At 65.7% G+C, this 24114-nt stretch carries 17 protein-coding genes; 11 read left to right on the forward strand and 6 right to left on the reverse strand.

The features are described from left to right. Nucleotides 1-333: 333 nt before the first annotated feature. Complete coding sequence (locus tag ACQR1D_RS31400; RefSeq protein WP_316218907.1) at nucleotides 334-795, reverse strand: Lrp/AsnC family transcriptional regulator; 462 nt, start codon at nucleotides 793-795, stop codon at nucleotides 334-336. Between the two features lie 138 nt (nucleotides 796-933). Between ACQR1D_RS31400 and ACQR1D_RS31405 the strand changes: the two genes are divergently transcribed. Further along, entirely contained in the window at nucleotides 934-3300 is a 2367-nt protein-coding gene (locus tag ACQR1D_RS31405) for a transketolase (protein WP_315805868.1), read from the forward strand. 489 nt (nucleotides 3301-3789) lie between these two features. Beyond that, a complete protein-coding gene (locus ACQR1D_RS31410; RefSeq protein WP_315805867.1) occupies nucleotides 3790-5220 on the forward strand; it encodes an aldehyde dehydrogenase family protein in 1431 nt (476 codons plus the stop codon). Between the two features lie 111 nt (nucleotides 5221-5331). Here the strand turns inward: ACQR1D_RS31410 and ACQR1D_RS31415 are convergent, their stop codons facing one another. Continuing rightward, entirely contained in the window at nucleotides 5332-6300 is a 969-nt protein-coding gene (locus tag ACQR1D_RS31415) for an SMP-30/gluconolactonase/LRE family protein (RefSeq protein ID WP_316239640.1), read from the reverse strand. An 89-nt stretch (nucleotides 6301-6389) separates the two neighbouring features. Between ACQR1D_RS31415 and ACQR1D_RS31420 the strand changes: the two genes are divergently transcribed. Beyond that, entirely contained in the window at nucleotides 6390-7208 is an 819-nt protein-coding gene (locus ACQR1D_RS31420; protein WP_315805865.1) for an NAD-dependent epimerase/dehydratase family protein, read from the forward strand. A 141-nt stretch (nucleotides 7209-7349) separates the two neighbouring features. Further along, the gene (locus tag ACQR1D_RS31425) at nucleotides 7350-9056 is read left to right on the forward strand and encodes an IlvD/Edd family dehydratase (RefSeq protein ID WP_434840501.1); all 1707 of its coding nucleotides are present in this window, start codon (nucleotides 7350-7352) and stop codon (nucleotides 9054-9056) included. An 8-nt stretch (nucleotides 9057-9064) separates the two neighbouring features. On the opposite strand, the gene ACQR1D_RS31430 is transcribed toward ACQR1D_RS31425, so the two are convergent. Next, the gene (locus ACQR1D_RS31430; protein WP_434840500.1) at nucleotides 9065-9850 is read right to left on the reverse strand and encodes an enoyl-CoA hydratase/isomerase family protein; all 786 of its coding nucleotides are present in this window, start codon (nucleotides 9848-9850) and stop codon (nucleotides 9065-9067) included. 113 nt (nucleotides 9851-9963) lie between these two features. Here ACQR1D_RS31430 and ACQR1D_RS31435 point away from each other — a divergent pair, with 113 nt between their 5' ends. Next, nucleotides 9964-11199, forward strand: coding sequence for an NAD(P)/FAD-dependent oxidoreductase (locus ACQR1D_RS31435; protein WP_434840504.1), 1236 nt, complete (start codon nucleotides 9964-9966; stop codon nucleotides 11197-11199). Here ACQR1D_RS31435 and rbsK read toward each other — a convergent pair. After that, nucleotides 11196-12104 carry a ribokinase gene (rbsK, locus tag ACQR1D_RS31440; RefSeq protein ID WP_434840499.1) on the reverse strand — a complete coding sequence of 303 codons (909 nt, stop codon included), beginning with the start codon at nucleotides 12102-12104 and terminating at the stop codon, nucleotides 11196-11198. The two genes, ACQR1D_RS31435 and rbsK, sit on opposite strands and share 4 nt — an antisense overlap. Nucleotides 12105-12126: 22 nt before the next feature. After that, nucleotides 12127-13020 (reverse strand): sugar kinase, encoded by an 894-nt coding sequence (locus tag ACQR1D_RS31445; RefSeq protein WP_315805870.1) that lies wholly within the window; start codon nucleotides 13018-13020, stop codon nucleotides 12127-12129. Nucleotides 13021-13225: 205 nt separating this feature from the next. Between ACQR1D_RS31445 and ACQR1D_RS31450 the strand changes: the two genes are divergently transcribed. From ACQR1D_RS31450 to ACQR1D_RS31460, 3 genes are all read left to right on the forward strand, one after another. Next, nucleotides 13226-14485: a Glu/Leu/Phe/Val family dehydrogenase gene (locus ACQR1D_RS31450; protein WP_434894278.1), complete on the forward strand. Its 1260-nt coding sequence runs from the start codon at nucleotides 13226-13228 to the stop codon at nucleotides 14483-14485. Continuing rightward, a complete protein-coding gene (locus ACQR1D_RS31455; RefSeq protein WP_434882241.1) occupies nucleotides 14482-15330 on the forward strand; it encodes a VOC family protein in 849 nt (282 codons plus the stop codon). The genes ACQR1D_RS31450 and ACQR1D_RS31455 overlap by 4 nt, the downstream gene beginning before the upstream one ends. A 309-nt stretch (nucleotides 15331-15639) precedes the next feature. Continuing rightward, on the forward strand, nucleotides 15640-16581 hold the full coding sequence (locus ACQR1D_RS31460) for an NAD(P)H-binding protein (RefSeq protein ID WP_434894279.1): 942 nt from the start codon (nucleotides 15640-15642) through the stop codon (nucleotides 16579-16581). A 936-nt stretch (nucleotides 16582-17517) separates the two neighbouring features. On the opposite strand, the gene ACQR1D_RS31465 is transcribed toward ACQR1D_RS31460, so the two are convergent. After that, entirely contained in the window at nucleotides 17518-18762 is a 1245-nt protein-coding gene (locus ACQR1D_RS31465) for a cytochrome P450 (RefSeq protein ID WP_434894280.1), read from the reverse strand. A gap of 280 nt (nucleotides 18763-19042) precedes the next feature. Here ACQR1D_RS31465 and ACQR1D_RS31470 point away from each other — a divergent pair, with 280 nt between their 5' ends. The 3 genes from ACQR1D_RS31470 to ACQR1D_RS31480 all read left to right on the forward strand — a co-directional run bounded on the left by ACQR1D_RS31470 (nucleotide 19043) and on the right by ACQR1D_RS31480 (nucleotide 24103). Then, entirely contained in the window at nucleotides 19043-19729 is a 687-nt protein-coding gene (locus ACQR1D_RS31470) for a TetR/AcrR family transcriptional regulator (RefSeq protein ID WP_315801391.1), read from the forward strand. Between the two features lies 1 nt (nucleotide 19730). Next, the gene (locus tag ACQR1D_RS31475; RefSeq protein WP_315801367.1) at nucleotides 19731-20921 is read left to right on the forward strand and encodes an efflux RND transporter periplasmic adaptor subunit; all 1191 of its coding nucleotides are present in this window, start codon (nucleotides 19731-19733) and stop codon (nucleotides 20919-20921) included. Nucleotides 20922-21004: 83 nt separating this feature from the next. Then, nucleotides 21005-24103, forward strand: coding sequence for a MexW/MexI family multidrug efflux RND transporter permease subunit (locus ACQR1D_RS31480; RefSeq protein ID WP_434840497.1), 3099 nt, complete (start codon nucleotides 21005-21007; stop codon nucleotides 24101-24103). The last annotated feature ends 11 nt before the right edge of the window (nucleotides 24104-24114 follow it).

Consider the following 24114-nt stretch of genomic DNA (forward strand, 5'->3'; position numbering starts at 1 on the left):
GCTTGACGAATCGAGCCAATTTTGAGGTGTCAACCATGTCTCCGAACACCTGTCAGCCATGTCCCCGGGCTGAACAGCAGCGAAGCAATCCAGGATCTTGCCGCGGATGCGCTCTGGATTGCTTCGTCGCTGCGCTCCTCGCAATGACGGAAATCTTTGTGGGCGTCTCGTTTCAACAAACACGGTGTCGTCCCGGCGAACGCCGGGACCCATAACCCCAGGAAGATGTTGTTGCGCGAGATGTTGGACCAGGCTTGTTTCACCACGGCCGCCGCGGAGTATGGGTGCCGGCGTTCGCCGGGACGACAGCGGAGGTCGTGGCGATTGCTTGGCTCACACCGGCAGTGCAATCGAGTACTTGACCTGACTCAGGGCAAAGCTGCTCTCGATCGAGGCGATGCCGTCGAGCCTCGTCAGCTTGGTCTTCAGGAACGCCTCATACGACGACAGGTCGGCCGCTACCACCCGCAGCATGTAGTCCCGATTGCCTGTCATCAGATAGCACTCCAGCACCTCGGGCCAGGCCGAGATCGCCTTTTCGAACCGCTTCAGGTCCTCCTCCTTCTGACGCGCCAGCTTGATGGAGATGAACACCGAGACGTGCAGCCCGAGCGCCTTCTGGTCGACGCTCGCGATGTAGCGGGTGATGACGCCGCGCTCCTCCAGCAATTTCACGCGGCGATGGCAGGGCGAGACCGAGAGGCCCACCTTGTCGGCCAGCTCCTGCATGGTGATGCGGCCGTCGGCCTGGAGGTGGCCGAGAATCTTGCGGTCAATGGCGTCGAGTTCTGGCATTGGAATCAAGTCGCTGAAAATGAGTTCAGGTTGATAAAATATCCCAATAGAGCCGCTCTGTGCGCGAAAAATTGAGAATTCTGGCCGTGGCAAGAGGATTAAAGTCCACGAATCCAGCAATACCCGGGGAGCAGCGCCATGGCCACGCCATCCGCATCGTCAGATCGTCTCGACATCCTGAACGCGCTGACCCGCAAGGCGCTGTGGCTGTCGTCCTGGACCATCCACCACGCCAACCATATCCGGCCCAACACCGACGGCCTCAAGGTCGGCGGCCACCAGGCCTCGTCCGCCTCGCTCGCGACCATCCTGTCGGCGCTGTATTTCTCGGTGCTGCGCCCGGAGGACCGCGTTGCGGTGAAGCCGCATGCGAGCCCGGTGTTTCACGCCATCCAGTATCTGTTCGGCCGGCAGACGCGCGAGAAGCTGGAGAATTTCCGCGGCTTCAAGGGCGCGCAATCCTACCCGTCGCGCACCAAGGACGTCGACGATGTCGACTTCTCCACCGGATCGGTCGGCCTCGGCGTCGCGCAGACGCTGTTCTCCTCGCTGGTGCAGGACTACGTGCACGCGCATGGCTGGACAAAGGATCGCCGCGAGGGCCGCATGATTGCGCTGGTCGGCGATGCCGAGATGGACGAGGGCAACATCTTCGAGGCGCTGGCCGAGGGCTGGAAGCACGGCCTGCGCAACACCTGGTGGATCGTCGACTACAACCGCCAGAGCCTCGATGCCGTGGTGCGCGAAGGCCTGTGGGAGAAGTTCGAGACCATGTTCCGCAATTTCGGCTGGGACGTGGTGATCGTGAAATACGGCCGGCTGATGCGCGAGGCCTTTGCCGAGCCCGGCGGCGAGGCGCTCAGGCGCTGGATCGACAATTGCCCGAACGCGCTCTACGCGGCGCTGTGCTTCCAGGGTGGGGCTGCCTTCCGCAAGCACATCCAGGACGAGATCGGCGACCAGGGCGATGTCACGCGGCTGCTCGACAAGCGCAATGACGACGAGCTGCTGGCGCTGATGTCCAATCTCGGCGGCCATGACATGGCGAGCATGCTGGAGGCGTTCGAGTCCATCGATCACGACCGCCCGGTGTGTTTCATCGCCTACACCATCAAGGGTGTCGGCCTGCCGTTCCAGGGCCACAAGGACAACCATGCCGGGCTGATGACGGTGGCGCAGATGGAGAAATGGCGCGCGCAGCAGAACATCCGTCCGGGCCATGAATGGGACAAGTTCGAGGGACTGACGCAGGATGCTTCGACGCTGGAGTCGTTCCTCGCCTCGGTGCCGTTCAACCGCGATGGCCGCCGGCTCGATGACGCCGTGTTCGACGTGCCCAGGCTGACCTTCACCGCCGCGGCCCAGATGTCGACGCAGCAGGGCTTTGGCCTGATCCTCAACGATCTCGCCCGCGGCGACACCGCAATGGCCTCGCGCATCGTGACGTCGTCGCCCGATGTCACCGTCTCGACCAATCTCGGTGCCTGGGTCAACCGCCGTGGCCTGTTCGCGCGTGCCGAGAAGGCCGATTTGTTCCGCAGTGAGAAGATCCCCTCGACCTTCAATTGGGCGGCCTCGCCGAAGGGCCAGCATATTGAGCTCGGCATCGCCGAGATGAACCTGTTCATCATGGCCTCCGCGCTCGGCCTGTCGCACGCCATCAACGGCGCGCGGCTGCTGCCGGTGGTCACCTTGTACGATCCCTTCATCGAGCGCGGCCTCGATGCGCTGAACTACGCCTGCTATCAGGATGCGCGTTTCATGGTCGTCGCGACGCCGTCGGGCGTCACCCTGGCGCCGGAAGGCGGCGCGCATCAGTCGATCGCGACGCCCTTGATCGGCATGGCGCAGGATGGGCTGTCCTCGTTCGAGCCGGCCTTCGTCGACGAGCTCGCCGCGATCATGAAGTGGGGCTTTACCCACATGCAAGCCGCGGCAGGCGAGGGCGGCTCGCTCTATCTGCGGCTGTCGACGCGCACCATCGATCAGCCGCAGCGGATCATGACGCCCGAGCTGGAGTCCGACATCGCCGCGGGCGCCTATTGGCTGCGCAAGCCGGGCCCGAATGCGGAGGTGATCGTCGCCTATACCGGCGCGGTCGCGCCGGAGGCGATCGAGGCCACGGGCCTGATCGGCGAGTCCCGCCGCGACGTCGGCCTGCTCGCGATCACGTCGGCCGACCGGCTGCATGCCGGATGGACGGCGGCGCGCAGCCTGCGCCGGCATCGCCGCGGCGGGCAGCATCTCAGCCACATCGAGCAGTTGCTGGCGCCGCTGCCGCGCGATTGCGGCATCGTCACCGTGATCGACGGCCATCCGGCGACGCTCGGCTGGCTCGGCTCGGTGCGCGGCCATCGCGTCGAGGCGCTGGGTGTGGAGAAATTCGGCCAGACCGGCACGATCGACGACCTTTATCGCCACAACGGCATGGACGCGAACGCGATCATCGACGCCTCCGAGAGCCTCACCGGCGCCCCGGTGAGGCATCGCAAGATGGCGGTGTGAGAGGGGGCGGAAACAAGGACGCCGCCTCGCTCACCTGGGGTGAAGGAGACGGCGTCGCAACTTGGATCAAATGTCTACGTGCTAAAAGGCCAAGCAATAAGAACAGGCGAAAATATCGGTTCTGAAATCGTGTCCGGCGTCCTTTCGAGATGCCGGGATGTCTATGACGGGGAGATTAGCCACGGCGATCCAACGGCGATGTGAAGCAGTTCACATCTTGGAAATGAATCTTCGGCGACGGGAATTCTGCCATCCGGAATGATGGCCGGTTAGCGGCGAAAGAGGGAGCCACGCTTGTTGCGATGCAAAATGGAGCGGCGACGAAACGCAGGCGCGTCGGCTTGCGCCGGTCGCGGGCTTGCTCCTATATCCGCGGGACGCAACCCCGGTCCCCGCATGTGGCGGGTTCATCCCGCGGATCGCGCGTGCCAGGATGCCGGCCCGCGCGCTGCCGCCCCTCCATATGCTTCCACGTGAAGAGGTTTTCCGATGGTCAATCGCCTGCAATTCTACATCGACGGCGCCTGGGTCGATCCGGTCGTCAAGAAGTCCACCCCGGTCATCAATCCGGCGACCGAGGAGGCGATGTATGAGGTTGCGCTGGGCTCCAAGGCCGATGTCGACAAGGCCGTCGCCGCCGCCAAGCGCGCCTTCGATACCTTTTCGCAGACCTCGCGCGAGGAGCGCGTCGCGCTGCTCGAAAAGATCATCGCGATCTACAAGGGCCGCATGAAGGAGATCGGCGCCGCCGTCTCCGACGAGATGGGCGCGCCGCTGCCGATGGCGGAGAAGCTGCAGGCCGGCGCCGGCCTCGGCCATCTGATGTCGACGCTCGACGTGCTTAAGAAATACGAGTTCGAGGAGACGCTTCCGGCGTCCGTGGTCGTGCGCGAGCCGGTGGGCGTGGTGGGCATGATCACGCCCTGGAACTGGCCGCTCAATCAGATCGCCTGCAAGGTCGCGCCGGCGCTGGCCGCGGGCTGCACCATGATCCTGAAGCCGTCGGAATTCACTCCGACCTCGGCGCTGATCTTCGCCGAGATCCTGCATGAAGCCGGCGTGCCGAAGGGCGTGTTCAACCTCATCAACGGCCTCGGGCCGGAGGTCGGCGCCGCCATGAGCGAACATCCGGACATCGACATGATCTCGTTCACCGGCTCGACCCGCGCCGGCATCGACGTCGCCAAGCGCGCAGCGCCGACGGTGAAGCGCGTCAGCCAGGAGCTCGGCGGCAAGTCGCCGAACGTGATCCTGGAGGGGGCGGACCTCACCAAGGCGGTGACCGGCGGCGTCATGCACATGTTCAACAACTCGGGCCAGTCCTGCAACGCGCCGTCGCGCATGATCGTGCCGGCCGCGCGAATGAAGGAAGTGGCCGCGATCGCCAAGGGCGTCGCCGACAAGACCAAGGCCGGCGATCCCCGCGGCGAGGGCACCACGATCGGCCCGGTCGTCAATCGCGGCCAGTGGGACAAGATCCAGGCCCTCATCAACAAGGGTATCGAGGAGGGCGCGACGCTCGTGGCTGGCGGTCCGGGCCTGCCCGAGGGCGTCAACAAGGGCTTCTACGTCCGTCCGACCATCTTCGCCGACGTCAAGCCTGACATGACGATCTCGCGCGAGGAGATTTTCGGGCCGGTGCTCGTCATCATCGGTGCGCAGGACGAGTCCGAGGCCGTCAAGATCGCCAACGACACGCCCTATGGTCTGGCCGGCTACGTCTCGGCTCCGACGATCGAGAAGGCCCGCGAGGTCGGCCGCAAGATCCGCGCCGGCAACGTCAATTTGCAGGGCGTGCCGAACGACCGCACCGCGCCGTTCGGCGGCTACAAGCAGTCCGGCAACGGCCGCGAATGGGGCAAGTTCGGTCTCGAGGAGTATCTCGAGGTCAAGGCGGTCGCGGGCTACAACGCGGCCTGATCGGTGAGGATGCGTAGGGTGGGCAAAGCGCAGCGTGCCCACCGTTCGCGCCGACAACGAAGCAGGTGGGCACGGCGCTCCGCGCCTTTGCCCACCCTACGGGACCGGATGTCAGCCCCCCAGCGCGCCCTGCGTGTTCACGTAGAGTGCGTAGATCGACTGGCTGGCAGCCATGAACAGGCGGTTGCGCTTAAGGCCGCCGAAGCAGACGTTGGCGCAGCGCTCGGGCAAAGCGATGCGGCCGATCGGCGCGCCATCCGGCGCGAACACCATGACGCCATCGAGCTCGGGCGAGCCCATGCCCCAGCCGCACCAGAGATTGCCGTCGACGTCGCAGCGCATGCCGTCCGGCGTGCCTGGGCCGGCATCGATGTGGACGCGCTTGTTGGCGAGCTTGCTGCCATCGGCGGAGACGTCATAGGCGAGGATCTTGCGCGTCGGCACGCCGCGGGATTCGACGATGTAGAGGATGGATTCGTCGGGCGAGAAGCACAGCCCGTTCGGCCCCAGCACGCCTTCGGCGACGATGGTCGCTTGGCCGGTGCCAGCGTCGATCCGGTACACGTGGGTGTCGATCTCCGGCTCGGCCTTGTAGCCCTCGTAATTGCCGAGCAGGCCGAAGGTCGGATCGGTGAACCAGATCGAGCCGTCGGACTTCACCACGACGTCGTTCGGCGAGTTCAGCCGCTTGCCGTTGAAGGAATCCATCAGCACGGTGATCGAGCCGTCGTATTCGGTGCGCGTGACGCGGCGGCCGCCATGCTCGCAGGTGACGAGCCGTCCCTGTCGGTCACGGGTGTTGCCGTTGGCGAAATTGGAGGGCTTGCGGAAGATCGAGACCGCGCCGGTCTCCTCCTCCCATTTGAGGATGCGCTGGTTGGGAATATCGCTGCAGAGGAGATAGCGCCCGTCGCCAAACCACACCGGCCCCTCTGCCCAGCGCAGCCCGGTGGCGAGCCGCTCGACCGCGGAGAGCTTGAGCCAGTATTTCTCGAAGCGCGGATCCAGCGCCTGGATCGCCGGATCGGGATAGAAGGTGGCAGGGCGAAAGCCCTGCGCGTGAGCGTTTCCGTCGGACATTTGGCCGGTCCTGTTATTGCGCCGTTACGATCTCTGCTATCATCGCCGAGCAATGACCGCAAACCTGCGGGCCGAACAAGAGGGATGAAATGCCACGTATCTTGATGACCGGAGCGAGCGGTGGAATCGGCACTTCCTTGCGGAAGCTGCTGCCGCCGATCTATCCGGACCTTCTGCTCAGCGACCTCAGACCGCCGGCGGATCTGTCCAGCCAGGAGACGTTCAAGGCGGCCGATCTTGCCGACCTGTCCCAGGTCGAGGCGCTGTGCGAGGGCGTCGACGGCATCATCCATTTCGGCGGCTACTCGGTCGAAGGACCGTGGAGCGACATCCTGCAGGCCAACATCATCGGCGGCTACAATCTGTTCGAGGCCGCCCGCCGCAAGGGTGTGAAGCGCGTGGTGTTCGCGTCGTCGAACCACGCGGTCGGCTTCTATCCGCGCCATCGCAAGATCGACAACGACGTGCAGCCGCGCCCCGACGGCCGCTACGGCGTCAGCAAGGTGTTCGGCGAGGCGCTCGGGTCTCTGTATGCCGACAAGCACGGGCTGAAGGTCACGTGCCTCCGCATCGGCAATTTCGGCGACAAGCCGCTCGACAAGCGCCGTCTGTCGATCTGGCTGAAGCCGGAGGATCTCGTGCAGCTCTGCCGCATCGGCCTGGAGCATCCGGACATCCACTTCGAGGTGCTGTACGGCGCCTCGCTCAATGAACGCGCCTGGTGGGACAACCAGCGCGCCTATGATCTCGGCTACCGCCCGACCGGCCGCGCCGAGGATTTCCGCGAGCACGCCATGGCCGAGCAGGCCAAGCTGCCGGCCGATCCGATTGGGGACTATTTCCAGGGCGGCGCGTTCTGCACCACGGAGTTCGATGGCGACACCAGCCGGATCATCGATTGGGGGTGATCCAAGGTCGTCATTCCGGGGCGCGTCCGCAGGACGCGAACCCCGAATCTCGACATGAGAGTTTAAACCACTTCTGGATTCCGGGTTCGCGCTTCGCGCGCCCCGGAATAACGAGACAGAGCAACGAAAGAAAAGAAGACCATGACCGACGGCCTGCGCAAGGGACTGACCGCTTACGGCGATGCTGGATTCTCGCTGTTCCTGCGCAAGGCCTTCATCAAGGCGGCCGGCTATTCCGATGACGCGCTCGATCGTCCGATCGTCGGCATCACCAACACCTACAGCGACTACAATCCCTGCCATGGCAACGTGCCGCAGATTTTGGAAGCGGTGAAGCGCGGCGTCATGCTGTCGGGCGCGATGCCGTTCGTGTTTCCCACCATCTCGATCGCCGAGAGCTTTGCGCATCCGACCTCGATGTATCTGCGCAACCTGATGGCGATGGAAACCGAGGAGATGATCCGCGCGCAGCCGATGGACGCCGTTGTCGTCATCGGCGGTTGCGACAAGACCTTGCCGGCGCAGATCATGGCCGCGGTGTCCGCCGATCTGCCGACCGTGGTCATTCCGGTCGGACCGATGGTGGTCGGGCATCACAAGGGCGAGGTGCTCGGCGCCTGCACCGATTGCCGACGTCTCTGGGCGAAGTATCGCGCCGGTGAGATGGACGGCAGCGAGATCGATGCGGTCAACGGCCGGCTCGCGCCTTCGGTCGGCACCTGCATGGTGATGGGCACGGCCTCGACCATGGCCTGCATCACCGAGGCGCTCGGCCTGTCCCTGCCGATGAGCGCGACCATCCCCGCGCCGCACGCCGAGCGCTTCCGCTCGGCCGAGGCCAGCGGCCGGGTCGCGGCTGAGATGGCCAAGGTGAAGGGACCGAAGCCGAGCGAACTGCTGACCCCTGCGGCGTTCCGGAACGCCCAGGTGGTGCTGCAGGCGATCGGCGGCTCGACCAACGGGCTCGTGCATCTCACCGCCATCGCCGGCCGGACGCCGCACAGGATCGACCTCGATGCGTTCGACTGCATCGGGCGCGAGGTGCCGGTGCTGGTCGACCTCAAGCCGTCCGGCGATCACTACATGGAGCATTTCCACCACGCCGGTGGCGTGCCGAAGCTGATGAAGCAGCTCGGCGATCTCATCGACCTCGATTGCCGCTCGATCACCGGCCAGTCGCTGCGCGACATCGTCGCTGCGGCGGAGGATGTTCCCGGGCAGGACGTGATCCGCGCGCGCGATGACGCGATCAAGCCGGAAGGCGGCCTTGCCGTGCTGCGCGGCAATCTGGCGCCGCGCGGCGCAGTCATCAAGCATTCGGCGGCGAGCCCGAAGCTGCTGCAACATACCGGGCGCGCCGTCGTGTTCGAGTCGGTGGAGGACATGACCCTGCGGATCGATGATCCCGCTCTCGATGTTTCGGCCGACGACGTCCTGGTGTTGCGCAATGCCGGACCCAAGGGCGCGCCAGGCATGCCGGAGGCGGGGTACCTGCCGATCCCGAAGAAGCTCGCGCGCGGCGGCACCAAGGACATGGTGCGCATCTCCGATGCGCGCATGAGCGGCACCGCGTTCGGCACCATCGTCCTTCACATCACGCCGGAGTCCGCCGTCGGCGGTCCGCTGGCGCTGGTGCGGAGCGGCGACATGATCCGGCTCGATGTCGAAAAGCGCAGCATCGACCTGCTGGTCGACGACGCCGAGTTGGGCCGGCGTCGCGCTGCGCTGAAGCAAGCCGCAACGCCCGAATGGGCCGAGCGCGGCTATGCGCATCTCTTCCATGCAACGATCCTGCAGGCCGACGACGGCTGCGATTTCGATTTCATGCGCCGGAAAGGGAAGAGTTGAGCGCAGTCCTACTTTCCCTTGCTGGTGAACCGCTTCACGGCGGTGCGGAATTCATCCGTGTGCATGCAGTTGATGATCGCATCGCGTTCGGCCGCGAGCTGGTCTTCGACCGAGCTGGTCGGCGCGCGATGGATCAGCGCCTTGGTCGCCGCGATCCCCGCCGGCACATTCTGCGCCAGCCGCGCAGCCAGCGCTTCGGTAGCTGCAGCGAGGTCGGTGGCGGGGACGACTTTCGCGACCAAGCCCCATTCATGGGCCTGCGCGGCCGTGAAGCTGTCCTCCGCCAGGAAGATCTGCAACGCCCGCCTGATGCCCACAGTGGCGACCATGCCAACTGTACCGCCGCCGTCGGGCGACACGCCGAGCTTGGCATAGGCCGGCGTGAAGCGCGCGTCCTCGGCGGCGATGCAGAGGTCGGCGGCGAAGGCGAGCGACATCCCTGCGCCGGCGGCGGAGCCGTGCACGCTCGCCAGCACGATCTTGGGCATTCGCCGCAGGCTCGCGATGAAAGCATGGTAGTGATGCAGCAGTTCGCTGACGACAGGCGTGATGGCGTTGGCCTCAGCGGCAGCGCCGATCGTCTGCAGATCGCCGCCGGCGCAGAAGGCGCGGCCTTCGCCTTTCAGGATCAGCACGCGGATGGTCTTGTCGGCCTCTACTTGGGCCGCAAGCAGCTCCAAGCGCTTCGCAATCGCAAGGTTGATGGCGTTGAACGCCGCCGGGCGGTCGAGCGTGATGGCCGCGATCGGACCCTCGATGCTCAGGCGGGCAGGTTCCGCTACGGCGTCCGACATTCATACCTCCCGGGCGTGGTTCTTGTTGCCGCATTTAAACCGCACGGCGGGACCGGTGACAATGCCGGGCAAGTCTGCCAAAACCCGGTTCCGTCGGCATGGACAATGACAGAATGGGGCAGGGCGCAGTGACGAAGGGACCGGTGGTGATCGTGGGTGCGGGGCATGCGGGATTCCAGCTCGCGACCTCGCTGCGTCAGGCAGGCTTTGCCGATCCGATTCACCTGATCAATGACGAACCGCATCTGCCGTATCAGCGCCCGCCGCTGTCGAAGGCCTATCTCAAGGGCACCGGCGGTCCCGAGACCCTGATGTTCCGGCCGCAGAAGTTCTACGCGGACCAGACCATCGATCTCGTCTATGATCGTGCCGTCGCTGTTCAGCGCGATCAGCGCAAGGTGCTGCTCGCCTCCGGTCGGACGCTCGACTATGGGCACCTCGTGTTCGCGACCGGTGCGCGCAATCGGCTGCTCGACATTCCCAATGCCAATCTCCCTGCCGTGCGGTATCTGCGCATTCTCGACGACAGCGAAGCGCTGCGAGGCTTGCTCGCCGATGCCAAGCGGGCCGTGGTGATCGGCGCCGGCTTCATCGGTCTCGAATTCGCGGCGACCGCCCGGATCAAGGGCCTCGAGGTCGACGTGCTCGAGCTCGGCGCGCGGGTGATGGCGCGGGCCGTGACGGCGGAAATCTCCGACTACTTCCAGAAGCAGCATGCCGATGCCGGCGTGCAGATTCATCTCGGAGTGCAGTCCACCAGCATCGAGGCCGACGGCAACAAGGTCACCGGCGTCAGCCTCAGCGATGGTCGGCACATCCCCGCCGATCTCGTCGTGGTCGGCGTCGGCGTGCTGCCGAATGTCGAGCTCGCCGCCGAGGCTGGATTGCAGGTCGCCTCCGGCATCGTGGTCGACGAGTATCTGCTCACCAGCGATCCGCACATCTCGGCGATCGGCGATTGCGCCCTGTTCGCCAGCCAGCGCTTTGGCGGCACATTGCGTCTGGAGTCGGTGCAGAACGCCACCGATCATGCCCGCTGCGTCGCGGCGCGGCTGACGGGCGACGTCAAGCCCTATGACGGGCAGCCGTGGTTCTGGAGCGACCAGGCCAACGACAAGCTCCAGATCGCGGGGCTCACCACGGGCTATGACCAGGTCGTGCTGCGCGGGGATCCGGCGCAAAAGGCATTCTCCGCATTCTGTTACAAAGAGGGCCGGCTGGTCGGCATCGAGTCGGTCAACCGCGCCGGCGACCATATGTTCGGCCGCAAGTTGCTTGCTGCGGGCGGCACCTTGGATGCAGCCAAGGCCGCTGATCCCAGCTTCGACCTGAAGAGCGCTCTCGCCTAGAGCAGCGCGCGCACCTCCTCGGCAGTGGGCATCGACGGGCCGGCGCCCATGCGCTGCACCGAGATCGACGCGGCGATGTTGGCATAGCCGATCGCGTCCGCGATATCAGCGCCCTGCGACAGCCTTGCCGCCAGCGCACCGACGAAGCAGTCGCCGGCGCCGGTGGTGTCGACGGCCTTCACCGCGCGGCCTTCGACCAGCCGGGCCTCGGCGCCAGAAACCGCGACCGCGCCACGCGCGCCGAGCGTGACGCAGACCGTCTGGTCGTCGCGAGGCTTGAGCGCGCGAACCGCCTCATTCACCTGCTGCGGCGTCGGCGCGTCGCCGAGCTCGATGCCGGCCAGGAAACCGAGCTCGGTTTCGTTCAGCACGAGCACATCGACCAGCGCAAACAGCGTGCTGTCGAAGGCGCTCGCGGGGGCGGGGTTGAGGATCGTGGTGGCGCCGGCCGCTTTGGCACGCTGGAAGAACGCGGCAATCGTCGCTTGCGGGATCTCGAACTGGCTGACGGCCACGTCTTCCGAGCCAAGAGACACCTGCGCCACATCATCGGCGCTGACCTCAGCGTTGGCGCCTGATATCACCACGATCGTGTTGTCGGCCTTGGCCAGCGTGATGATCGCGGTGCCGGTCGACGCGCTGGCGCTGTCCTTCACCGCAGTGCGATCGATGCCCTGAGCCGTGAGAAATGCCCGCAGCTGCTCGCCGAAGGCGTCGCGGCCGAGGCGGCCGATCAGCGCCGTCGGCGCGCCGAGCTTGGCGGCTGAGACCGCCTGGTTCGCGCCCTTGCCGCCGGGAAAGTACATCACCGACCGGCCCGCGACGGTCTCGCCGATGCGCGGATGGCGCTCGGCCGCCGCCACCACATCCATGTTGATGCTGCCGGCGACGACGACCCGTCCCATCCGCTTTTCTCCCAAACAGCCGCTAGACGCGCGCCTCGAATTCCTGCCGGACCAGCTCGATATCGGCGAGCGTCGGCAGGCCGGCCTCGTTGCCGAGCTTCTGGATCTTGAACGTCGAGGCCGCGCGCGCGAACTCGAAATGCTCCTTCCAGCCCTTGGCGGGATCGGCGAGGTACGAATACACATACGCGCCGTGGAAGACGTCGCCGGCGCCGTTGGTGTCGATCACGCGCTCGCGCGGGATCGGATAGGCGGGCAGCGTATGCACGGCGCCGACCTCGTCATACCAGAGCAGGCCCTTCTCGCCCTGGGTGACACCGCCGATGCGGCAGCCGCGGCTCTTCAGGTAGTCGAGCATCTTCTCCGGCGTGAGATCCATCTGCTCGCACAGCCGCTCAGCGACGATCGCGACGTCGATATATTCCAGCAGCTCATGCGTGTTGGTGCGCAGGCCGCCGCCGTCGAGCGAGGTCAGGATGCCGGCCTCGCGGCACAGCTTGGCATAGTGCAACGCGGCGTCGGGCTGGTGGCCGTCGACATGCAGCGCCCGGCAATTGCCGAGATTGAGCAGCGGGAACGGGTGGATATGCGCATCGTCGCGGCAGCGCACGATGGCGCGCTTGCCGTCCTTCGGCATGATGAAGGACAGCGAGGAGGCATTGACCTTCCGGGGATGCACGGAGATGCCGTATTTCGCGGTCATGTCCTGGAACATCCGCCCGAGCCAGTCATTCGCGACGGTCGCGATCAGGTCGGGCACAATGCCGAGCTTGGCGCAGCAAAATGCCGCAGTCACGGCATTGCCGCCGAACGAGACGGCATAGTCGGACGCCACGTGCTTCTCGTCCCCCGTCGGCATGTGGTCGGTGATGAATGTCACGTCGATGTAGGTCTGTCCGATGAAGAGGGCCTGCATTGCCATTTCTGTCTCACTAAGGGGTGATCGCGGCCCCGGCGCCGCAGATTAGCAAGCGGTCAAAGCGGATCAACGCTGAAATTCTTCGTCAAATCGTCACCTTGGTGGTTGAGATCGGCCGTCTGCTACCGGTGGCCCCCTGCCGCCGGCGCGCGGGTCGCGCTATGGTTGCCGGCCTGCAGAAACGCAGATTCGGGAGTGGAATATGACTGTCTATGCGGGTCCGGTGTTCGAGATGGCCACCAATCAGTTCAACGTGATCGCCGACCATCTTGGTATCCCAGCCGACGAGCGGGACCGGCTGCTGTTGCCGAAGCGGGCGATCACCGTCTCGTGTCCGATCCACAAGGATGATGGCACGATCTCGGTCTATGAAGGCTACCGGGTCCAGCATCTGCTGACGATGGGGCCGACCAAGGGCGGCACGCGGTTCGCCCCGACGGTCGACATCGGCGAGGTCGCCGCGCTCGCGATCTGGATGAGCTGGAAATGCGCGCTGGTCGGCTTGCCCTATGGCGGCGCCAAGGGCGGCATCAACGTCGATCTCTCCAAGCTGTCGAAGCGCGAGCTCGAATCGCTGTCGCGCCGCTACATGCAGGAGATGATCCCGTTCGTCGGCCCGCATACCGACGTGATGGCGCCCGACATGGGCACCAACGAGCAGGTGATGGCCTGGTTCATGGACACGTATTCCATGTACCAGGGCCAGACCGTGACCGAGATCGTCACCGGCAAGCCGGTGTTCTCCGGCGGCACGCTCGGCCGGCGCGAGGCGACCGGGCGCGGCGTCGCCCATGTGTCGCGGCGGGTGATGGATGAGCTCGGCATCGACCCCACCAAGTCCACGGCCGTGGTGCAAGGCTTTGGCAATGTCGGCTCCTACGCCGCGCTCGGTTTCCACCAGATGGGCATGAAGGTGATTGCGGTCAGCGATCACACCGGCGCCCTCCACGATCCCCGTGGTCTCGACATCCCGGCCTTGATGGCGCACGCCGGAAAGCATGGCAGCATCGCCGGGTTCTCGACCGAACTCGCCTTCGATCCACACCAGATCCTGACGCTCGCCTGCGACATCCTCGTGCCGGCGGCCGTCGAGCGCGTGATCGACGCCAAGGTGGCGGCGCATCTGAAATGCCGGGTGATCGCGGAAGCCGCCAACGGTCCGACCACGCCGGATGCCGATCTCGTGCTGGAGCAGCGCCGCAAGGAGATCTTCCTCATTCCCGACATCCTCTGCAATTCCGGCGGCGTCATCGTCAGCTACTTCGAATGGGTGCAGGATCTACAGCAGCTGTTCTGGGAGGAAGAGGAGGTGATGCGCAGGGAGTACCAGATCCTCGACCGCGCCTTCGAGCGCATGCTGGCGCGCGCCAAGGCCGACGACATCTCGCACCGGACCGCGGCGATGGCGATCGGGGTAGAGAAGGTGCGCAACGCCAAGAACTCGCGAGGGCTGTTTCCGTGATCACCGGGCTCGACCACGTCGTCGTCCTGCTGCAGGACATCCAGGCCGGCAGCGCCGCGTTCGAGACGCTGCTGGCGCGCAAGCCGTCCTGGCAGAATTCGGGCGAGGGCGCCGACCGCGTCCTGTTCACGCTCGACAACATGAGCCTGGAGCTGATGGCGCCGGCGGGGGAGAGCCCCGCCGCCGACCGCATCCGCAACGTCATCAAGATCTGGGGAGAGGGGCTCGCCAGCATCTGCTTTGCCACCGGCGATATCGGCAAGATGCATCGGCGGCTCGAGCGGGTCGCGCTGAAGCCGGATCCGATTGCCGAGGTCGACAACACCGACCGCATCTCGGGCCGGACGCTGCATTGGAAGCGCACCCGCGCGATGACCGATCTGACGCGCGGCGTGCGCATGTTCTTCCTCGAGCTTGCCGAGCCGCGCCCGCCGTCCGCCAAGACCGCCGATACGGCCGTGCTCGGCCTCGACCATATCGTGATCTCGACCGAGGATCCCGAACGCGCCGCCGCGCTCTACGGCGCCCGGCTCGGCCTCGACATGGCGCTCGACCGCAGCCATCAGGAATGGGGGCAGTTGATGTTCTTCCGCTGCGGCGACCTGATCGTCGAGGTGGTGAAGCGGCCGGTCGCCGGCAACGACAAGGCCCATGACAAGCTGTGGGGCCTGAGCTGGCGCGTCGCCGACATCGATGCCACGCGCGCGCGGCTGCTCGCCGCCGGCCTGCAGGTCTCCGAGCCCAGAGTTGGGCGCAAGCCCGGCACACGGGTGATGAGCCTCTACAGCGGCACCTGCGGCATCCACACGCTGATCCTGGAGAAGACCCCGCGCGTGGCGGAGTGAGGGATTCGCGGAGCGTGGAGAGGCGTTCGGACAACGGCACGGCAGGTCGCGAGCAACGCTAGTGCGTCGGGATGCGCTCAGCTCTTTCGACCCGTCATGGCCGGGCTCGTCCCGGCCATCCACGTAGCACCGCACACGCCGAACGACGTGGATGGCCGGGACGGGCCCGGGCATGACGAGAATTCCCGTGGCAGTCTCGACGCCGCGCAAGGGCAGGCGGTGATATAGATTGGGACGGTTTCCAGAGTTTCGCCTCAGCCGATGACCTCTCCTATCGTTGTCCCTTCGTCTGGTCCGCGCCGTGTCTTCATGCTCGGCGCGACGGGAACGATCGGCCGCGCCACCGTGCGTGCGCTGGTCGCGCGGGGGCATGAGGTGGTCTGCTTCGTCCGTCCGCGCCAGGACGCCGTGCGGGTCCAGGGCGCCACCGTCAGAACGGGCGACGTCACCGATCCCGTCTCGCTGGCGCGGGACGGCTTTCGCGGTGAGCATTTCGACGCCGTGGTATCCTGCATGGCCTCGCGCACCGGCGTGCCGCGCGATGCCTGGGCGGTCGACCACCAGGCTCATGTGAACGTGCTGAAGGCCGGCCGCAATGCAGGCGTGACGCACTTCGTGATGCTGTCTGCCATCTGCGTGCAGAAGCCGCTGCTGGCGTTTCAGCAGGCCAAGCTGGCGTTCGAAGCGCATCTGATGGAGCAGGGCCTGATCCATTCGATCGTTCGTCCCACCGCGTTCTTCAAGTCGCTGTCCGGGCAGGTCGAGCGTGTCAGACAGGGCCGGCCATATCTCGTGTTCGGCGATGGCCGTCTCACCGCGTGCAAGCCGATCAGCGACGCCGATCTCGGCGACTACTTGGCCGGCTGCCTCGATGACGAGAGCTGCTGGAATCGCGTGCTGCCAATCGGCGGCCCCGGACCGGCCATCACGCCGCTGGAGCAGGGCGAGCATCTGTTCGCGCTGCTCGGACGCAAGCCGCACATCCGCCACGTCCCGGTGGCGCTGCTCGACGTCGTCATCCGCGGGCTCGATCTTGCCGGTCGGGTCGTGCCGTCGCTCGCCGACAAGGCGGAGCTCGCCCGCATCGGCCGCTACTACGCCACCGAATCCATGCTGGTGCTCGACCCCGCCACCGGCCGCTACGACGCCGACGCCACGCCGTCGACGGGTTCGGAGACGCTGTTCGACTACTACGCCAGGCTGATCCGCGGCGAGGCCACGGCCGAGCGCGGCGACCACGCGGTGTTCTGAAATCCCCAGCGCGCTGTTGAGCATTCCACCCTCTCCATCGTCAAGCCCGGGCATGACGAGTAACTCGATAGCTCGCCCCTCGGCGGTCTCCTTATGCGCGGCGTCATTGCGAGGAGCGCAAGCGACGAAGCAATCCAGAGTCGCATGCCCAGCCCTGGATTGCTTCCGCCGTCGCCCTTCGGGCTTTGGCGGACACGTCGCATCGCTCGCAATGACGATGGTGAGAGCTGTGTTTGGGACGATGAGACTTGTGCTGAAGGCGGTGAGACATGCGGTCACCCCCTCGCGGCGCGGTTCGCGTCCGAGCTTTGCGCTTCGTCCTGCCCTCTCCGAAAAGAGGGCACGGGGAATGCCGGGCGCTGGCCGCACCCATGGCCCGCCTGCGGAAAAAATGCAGGCGGCAGGAACCACAGGTTCAGCCGAGACATCCCGGCATTCCCCGCGCGATGGTTTTGACGGCTGCTTCGCGTTCTCCCCGGTGCTCCGGGCTTTCTGGCCACCGTTGCCCGCGCGGCGCGTGAGCGCCAACGCAAGCGTGACACCAGCGTCGGGGTGTCAGGACCACGCGACTTGACCGTGCGTATCGATGCCGTTCGTCGGCGCGGAAAACCACGCTGCGACACCGACACGCCCACCGCATCCCGCCTCGACGTTCGTGACGACCGCGAAGCGCCCCTCTTGTGAGACGGGACGGCGCGCGTATAACATGATTTCTGATGAAGCGAAACAAAAATCTTGCAATTCGAAAACAAAGCGAGGAGCGCTACGTAAAGTCGGTAGGGCGGATTAGCGAAGCGTAATCCGCCGCGCCAGCAGCAGAGCGTGTCCTTCAACAGCAGTTGGCCGTGTCAGCGGCGGATTACGCTTCGCTAATCCGCCCTACGAACTGCCGCCCAGGCCGTCATGGCTGGGCCGTCTGAAGTCAAGACCGAGGGGCTATCGCGAGAGCGACGATCGCGTCAGCCCCCCAACCACACACGGCACGCTCGCAAACCCGCGAAATCTGACCCGCCCCCCACGCACCGCCTCGCCGTCCAGCTGATAGTTCGGAAACCGCGCCAGAAACCGCGAGATCGCCACCGCGCCCTCCAGTCTGGCCAGCGTCATGCCGGCGCATTGGTGGGCGCCGGTGGCGAAGGCGAGGTGGCGGTTGGCGGGGCGGGTGATGTCGAAGCGTTCGGGGTCGTCGAACTGGGCGGGGTCGCGGTTGGCGGCACCGATGCACAGGGTGACGGAGGTGCCGGGTTCGAGCCTGACCCCGCCGAGCTCGACCGCCTCGGTCGTCATCCGGTTGCCGAGCTGGTTGGAGCTCTCGTAGCGCAGGATCTCCTCGACCGCGGTGCGGATCAGGCCGGGCGCCTCGATCAGCCTCGCGCGCTCGGCCGGATGCTCGCACAGCAGCACCAGGCCGTTGCCGATCAGATTGGTCGTGGTCTCGTGGCCGGCATTGAGCAGGAAGATGCAGTTGTGCAGCAGCTCCGTCTCGCTCAGCCGCTCGCCGTCGGCTTCGCCCTGGATCAGCCGCGTCAGCACGTCGCGTTCGGGATTGCCGGGGGCGGCGCGCCGGCGCGCGACCAGGGTTTCGAGATAGGTCAGCATGTCGCCGACGGCCTGGTTGCCGCGTGACAACTGCTCCGGCGTCAGCACCGGCTCCAGCGCGCCGAGGATGGCGAGAGACCAGTCGCGCAGCGGCGCGCGCTCGTCATGCGGCACGCCGAGCAGGTTGCCGATCACCTCGATCGGAATTGCGGCGGCGAAATCCTCGATCAGCTCGAATCTGTCCTTGGTCGCGATCCGGTCGAGCAGCCCGTCGACCAGCGCGATCAGCGCAGGCTCCATCTCGGCGATCGCGCGCGGCGACAGCGCGCCCATGATCAGGCGGCGCACCCGTGTGTGCGCCGGAGGATCGTTGAAGACGAGGCTCGTCGTGTGATGCTCGTACAGCAGCGAGTTGCCGTATTTCGGCGCGAACTCGCGCTTCTTGTCCGACGAGAACGTCCTGGTTGCCTTGTAGGCGGTGACCAGATCGTCGTAGCGGGTGAGGAAATAGGAGCCGTTGCGCATGCGCTTGACCGGGGCGTGCCGGCGCAGCGCGCGATAGGTCGGGTAGGGATCGGCGTAGAACTCCGGCGTCAGGCTCTCGAGATCGAACTGGCTGGCGAGCGCTGCGTCGTCGGTCATGTCTGGTCCTCCCGGCCGATTCTTGTTGTTGTCGCGGTGACCGTCGCATGGCGCGCGGCGGAAGAAAATGCGCCCGCCGCGGTGGTCCCCGCGCGGCATTGCATCCATTGATGGAGCGGTGCCGCAGATCCGCCGCTTTGAGAGGTATAGAGTTGCCTTTGGCGCCCGTGAAATCCCACCTGTAATTTCAGGGACTTGGCCGCCGACCCTGCTGCGCCGCGGCATCTTTCTTGACATAGATCAAGTGAGTATTTACTCACGGCCGATGTCCACTTTGCGCATGACAAGCGATCTCCGGAGGCAGCTGATCCTCGGTGCAGCCAAGCGCTGCTTCGCGCGTCATGGCTATGCCGGCACCACGACCAAGAGCGTGGCCGCGGCGGCGGCGATCTCCGAAGCGCTGCTGTTCAAACATTTCCCCTCCAAGGCGGCGCTCTATGCGGAGATCCTCACCGAGGAGTGCGAGACCGATCCGGATTTCGAGGTGCTGCTCAGTCAGGAACCTTCGACCGCGACGCTGGTCATGATGATGGCCGGGATGGTCCGGCATTTCCTCGGGATCGCCGACGGCCCCAATGAGGAAGAAGAGCAGCGGCTGCGGCTGATGGCGTCGAGCCATCTCGACGATGGCGAATTCGCAAGGCTGCTGTATACGAAGATCGATGATCTGATCGGCGCCAAGTTCGTTAACTCCTTGGAAAGCGCCGTTGCGTGTGGTGATGCCGTGCGTCTCGTGGCTGCGCCCCGTGACCTGTTCTGGTTCGCGCACCACACCGTATTGATGGCGGCCTTGACGCGGCTTCCATCCGTTCCGTGTGTGCCGTATGGAACTGCTGCGAGCCTGGAGCGCCAGCTCAGCGAATTCATTCTGCGCGGCATCGGCCTGACCGATGCCGCCATTGCGTGCCACCTCGATCACGAATTGTCGCAACCTCCGGCCCGGCCGGCGACGGCAGAAAGTGCATGACATGAACATTGCGACGGAACCCAAGCTCTCCGGAAAGCCGGTCGACGACAAGCCGCGCAAGCGCACCCGCCCGGTGCTGTGGTTCATCGTCGTGGGCGCGCTGCTCGCGGCGCTGGTCGGCGGCTTCGTGTGGTTCAACATGTTCCGCGACAAGATGATCGCGCAGTTCTTCGCCAACATGAAGCCACCGCCGCTCAATGTCAGCGTCGCGACGGCGAGTTCGGAGACGGTGCCGAACCTGTTGACCGCAGTCGGCGATCTCGCCGCCGTTCATCAGGTCAACGTCACCTCCGACGCCTCGGGCCGCATCACCGACATCATGTTCACGCCGGGCACGACGGTGAAGCAGGGCACGCCGCTGGTGCAGCTCTATGATGCGCCGGAGCAGGGCGACCTCGCCAACTACAAGGCCCAGGTCACCGTGGCGCAATTGTCGCTCGACCGAGCCAAGCAATTGGCCTCGCGCCAGTTCGGCCCGCAGGCGACCGTCGACCAGGCCCAGGCCGCCTACGACCAGGCCCAGGCCGGCGTCGCCAAGACCGAAGCGCTGATCGCGCAGAAGCTCGTGCGCGCGCCGTTCGACGGCGACCTCGGCGTCCGCAAGGTCGAAGTCGGCCAGTATCTGTCCGCCGGATCGCAGATCGTGTCGCTGACCGATCTGTCGCAGCTCTGGGTCAACTTCACCGTGACCGAAAAGGACAGCGGTCAGCTCAAGGTCGGACAGACCGTGCGCGTCGGCGTCGATGCCTATCCGGGCAAGACGTTCGAGGGCAAGATCACCACGATCGAGCCGCAGATCGCGACCGACACACGCAACATCCGGGTGCAGGCGACGATCGCCAATCCGGAGCGCATCCTCAGGCCCGGCATGTTCGCGACCACCACGGTCGTGCTGCCGGACAAGCCGCCGGTGCTGACGGTGCCGGAGACCGCTGTCGACTACACGCTCTATGGCGACTCGGTGTTCGTCATCAACGAGAAGAAGACCGACGACGGCAAGACCGCGCTGACGGCCGACCGCATCTATGTGCAGACCGGCGACCGCATCAACGGCCGCGCGGTGATCCTCAAGGGCCTCAAGGAAGGCGATCGCGTCGTCGCCGTCGGCCAGCTCAAGATCCAGTCCGGCGCCGCGGTCGCGATCTCCACCGATCCGCTGCCGCCGGTCCCGGCGAAGCCGCCGCGCTACTGAGCGACCTCTGAGCCAATGCCGGGCCGCCTGATCGTGGCGGCCCGTCCGGACCTCATCTGACCTCTGCTGACGGGATTGCCGCGATGCGTTTCACCGATATCTTCATCAAGCGCCCGGTGCTGTCGGTCGTGGTCAGCCTGCTCATTCTGCTGCTCGGCCTGCGCGCCGCCTTCGTGCTGCCGATCCGGCAATATCCGAAGCTGTCGAACACGGTCGTCAACGTCACGACGGTCTATCCCGGCGCGTCCGCCGACCTGATGCAGGGCTTCATCACCACCCCGCTGGAGCAGGCGGTCGCCTCCGCCGAGGGCGTCGACTACATCACCTCGTCCTCGGTGCAGGGCACCAGCACGATCCAGGTGTTCATCAAGCTGAATTTCGATCCGAACCAGGCGCTCACCGAGGTGCTCGCCAAGGTCAATTCGGTCCGCTACCTGATCCCGAAGGAATCCAACGACCCGATCGTCACCAAGACGACGGGCCAGACGACCTCGGTGATGTATCTCGGCTTCTCCAGCGAGGAGCTGTCGGGATCGGCGATATCCGACTACCTGACGCGCGTGGTCCAGCCGGTGCTGTCGACGGTCGACGGCGTCGCCGCGGCGAACATTCTCGGCGGCCAGACCTTTGCGATGCGGATCTGGCTCAACCCCGAGAAGATGGCCGGCCGCAACGTGTCGCCGACCGACGTCGCGGCAGCGATCGCGGCCAACAACTTCCAGTCCGCGGCCGGACAGGCCAAGGGCTACTTCATCGTCTCCAACGTCACGACCAATACCGGCCTGACCGACGTCAACCAGTTCAAGCGGATGATCGTCAAGGCCAAGGACGGCGGCTTCGTTCGCATGGAGGATATCGCGACCGTCGAGCTCGCGGCGCAGAGCACCGACGCCAGCGTCGCCTTCAACGGCGAGCGCGCCATCTTCATCGGCGTCGATGCGACGCCACAGGGCAACCCGCTCAACATCGTCAGGGGTGTGCGCGCGCTGTTCCCGGACCTCGAGCGCAACCTGCCGCCGTCGATGAAGATGAAGGTGGCCTACGATTCCACCAAGTTCATCCAGTCGTCGATCGACGAGGTCGAGCACACGCTCGGCGAGGCCGTGCTGATCGTCATCGTGGTCATCTTCCTGTTCCTGGCCTCGCTGCGCTCGGTCATCATCCCCGTCGTGACGATCCCGCTGTCGCTGATCGGCGTCTGCACGATGATGCTGGCGCTTGGCTTCAGCATCAACCTGCTGACCCTGCTGGCGATGGTTCTGGCGATCGGCCTCGTCGTGGACGACGCCATCGTCGTGGTGGAGAACATCCACCGCCATCTGGAGGAGGGCAAGGCACCCGTGCAGGCTGCGCTGCAGGGCGCCCGCGAGATCGTCGGCCCCGTCATCTCGATGACGATCACCCTGGCCGCGGTGTATGCCCCCATCGGCTTCCTCGGCGGTCTCACCGGCTCGCTGTTCCGCGAATTCGCCTTCACGCTCGCCGGCTCGGTCATCGTCTCCGGCGTGATCGCCCTGACCCTGTCGCCGATGATGTGCTCGGTGCTGCTGCGCAGCGCCGAGGAGGGCCGCTTCGCGCGGCTCGTCAACCGGGTGTTCGGCGCGATGACGCGCTGGTACGGCCGCCAGCTCGACCGCTCACTCGACTACCGGCCGGTGACGGCGCTGTTCGCGCTGACGATCCTCGGCCTCGTCGGCTTCCTCTACATGCACACCGCCAAGGAGCTGGCGCCGGAGGAGGATCAGGGCATCGTGTTCTCGATCACCAAGGCGCCGAAATACGCCAATATCGACTACATCAACTTCTACACCGACAAGGTCGACAAGGCGTTCCAGAAATTCCCCGAGACCGATCTGCGCTTCGTCCTGAACGGCATCCAGGGCCCGCAGGGCGGCTTCGCCGGCATGCTGCTCAAGCCGTGGGACGAGCGCACGCGCTCCTCGATCAAGCTGAAGCCGCTGGTGCAGGCGGAGCTGTCGAAGATCGAGGGCATCAACGCCTTCGCCTTCAACCTGCCGGCGCTGCCGGGCGGCCCCGGCGGCCTGCCGGTGCAGATGGTGATCAGCTCGACCAGCGGCTTCCAGGCGGTCTACGAGCAGATGGCCAAGCTGAAGGACGCCGCGCGCAAGAGCGGCATGTTCATCGTCTCCGACAGCGACCTCGATTTCAATCAGCCGGTGGTCAAGGTCTCGATCGATCGCAGCAAGGCGAGCGATCTCGGCATCAACATGCAGTCGATCGGCAACACACTGGCCGTGCTGCTCGGCGGCAACTACATCAACCGCTTCAACCTCGAGGGCCGCTCCTATCAGGTGATTCCGCAGGTGCCGCGCGACAAGCGGATCTCGCCGGAATCGCTGTCCGGCTACTATGTCGCGACCTCGGCCGGCCAGCAGGTGCCGCTGTCGACCGTCGTCAGCATCGAGACCGCGACCGACCCGAACTCGCTGACGCATTTCAACCAGCTCAACTCGGCGACCTTCTCCGCCGTGCCGATGCCGGGCGTCACCGTGGGGCAGGCGGTCGACTTCCTGGAGAAGCAGGCCAAGAACCTGCCGTCCGGCTTCAGCCACGACTATCTCGCCGACGCCCGTCAATACGTCCAGGAGGGCAATCAGCTCGCCATCACCTTCGGCTTCGCGCTGATCATCATCTTTCTGGTGCTGGCGGCGCAGTTCGAGAGCCTCAGGGATCCGCTGGTCATCATGATCAGCGTGCCCATGGCGATCGTCGGCGCGCTGATTCCGCTGTTCTTCGGGCTGGCGACCATGAACATCTACACCCAGGTCGGCCTGCTGACCCTGGTCGGCCTGATCACCAAGCACGGCATCCTGATGGTGGAGTTCGCCAACGAGCTGCAGCTCAACGAGGGGATGGACCGCCGCACCGCCATCGAGACGTCCGCGCGCATCCGCCTGCGGCCGATCCTGATGACCACGGCGGCGATGGTCACCGGCCTGATCCCGCTCCTGACCGCGACCGGCGCCGGAGCCGCCAGCCGCTTCTCGATCGGCCTCGTCGTCGTCGCCGGCATGTCGATCGGCACGCTGTTCACGCTGTTCGTGCTGCCGGCCGTCTACACCGTCATCGCCACCAACCACCAGGCCGCCGCCAAGTCGCAGCGCGCCCGGCAGATCGCGCAGTTCGACGCCGAGACCGATCATGCGCTGAAGGCGACGTGACGAGGGCGCCT

This window comes from Bradyrhizobium sp. HKCCYLRH2047 (assembly GCF_051168175.1).
Classification (GTDB): Bacteria; Pseudomonadota; Alphaproteobacteria; order Rhizobiales; family Xanthobacteraceae; genus Bradyrhizobium.